Origin of the sequence: Vibrio sp. 10N.261.52.A1 (assembly GCF_002876325.1) — a bacterium.
GTDB classification, from domain to species: domain Bacteria; phylum Pseudomonadota; class Gammaproteobacteria; order Enterobacterales; family Vibrionaceae; genus Vibrio; species Vibrio chagasii.
Window position 1 is genome coordinate 1 of record NZ_MCYD01000269.1, and the last position, 1,080, is coordinate 1,080.

Genomic DNA, 1,080 nt, shown 5'->3' on the forward strand with positions numbered 1-1,080 from the left:
ATATTGCGGAGTTATGATAATCGATATCAATTCATTAACAAACTACCTCATTCGAACAATTTGCTAAAATCTGCGTCACATACATTTTTTACGGCTGGATGTTGGATCATCCTCTCAGCAAAAATGACATAGTACTCTTCTTTTAACTCTTCAATACCACCCAATAATTGCAAGGAGGTGTCTTGCTCCACTTCAGACATGTACAAGGTTGGTGCTAAGAAAATAGCGTCATGGTGGTAACGAGCGAACGCTTTCATCAATGCTGCGTCATCAAACTCGCCCAAAATATCCGGTTTTAGGCCCTGTCTATCAAACCATTGCAGTATCTTGCGCCCCATTGATGTTCGACTTCCTGGGATCAACAGCTTTCTTTGCTCTAATACGGCAGGGAAATTAACCCCTTTCACTTCACCAGAGCTGAAAAAGCTCATACCACTCTCACCCAACTTCTTGCTGAATAAACCTGGGCTTTGGCTAGAGTCCACCGGGCAATCAGACAAGATCATATCGAGCTTATGTTGAGAGAGCTGTTCAAGTAGTATTTCGTGAGTCGATTCAAAACAGCGAAGGTGGATACTGTTATCTTCTGGAATCGTCGACATCAAGATCTTACTAACCAGTCGTTTCGAAAGTGCGTCTGCCACACCGACATCAAACAGAATATTTGAGTGCTGACTGTAGTTCACTATATCCAGCATTTCGTAGCTCAGACCAAACATACGATCCGCGTATTTGAAAACCAACTGCCCAAGCTCTGTTGGTTCAACACTGCGACCATTGCGCTTGGTCAGCTTGCCGTCCATTCGCTCTTCTAATGCTTTTATCTGGCCAGTGACCGTTTGAGGTGTGAGAAATAGAGCTTCTGCTGCTTTGGTAACAGAGCCTTGCTTGCAGACCATCCAGAAGTAATAAAGATGGTTATAGTTGAGGTGCGACATAGGTGTGCCGTAATAAAAGAGTCGATTCCTTTTTATATCAAATATGACACCTCCGCTCAACAAACTCGGAAAAACCAACCATAAAACCATTTAACCGCTAATTTTTTCGAAGTGTTTGATTTCATAATGTAATATTAAGGCC

Annotated in this window: 1 protein-coding gene; it reads right to left on the reverse strand. The window is 42.5% G+C overall.

Annotation, left to right across the window (positions count from 1 at the left end; all coding sequences use genetic code 11):
- Nucleotides 1-47: 47 nt before the first annotated feature.
- Nucleotides 48-938 carry a transcriptional activator NhaR gene (gene nhaR / locus BCT81_RS03445; RefSeq protein ID WP_102423245.1) on the reverse strand — a complete coding sequence of 297 codons (891 nt, stop codon included), beginning with the start codon at nt 936-938 and terminating at the stop codon, nt 48-50.
- Between the last annotated feature and the right edge of the window lie 142 nt (nt 939-1,080).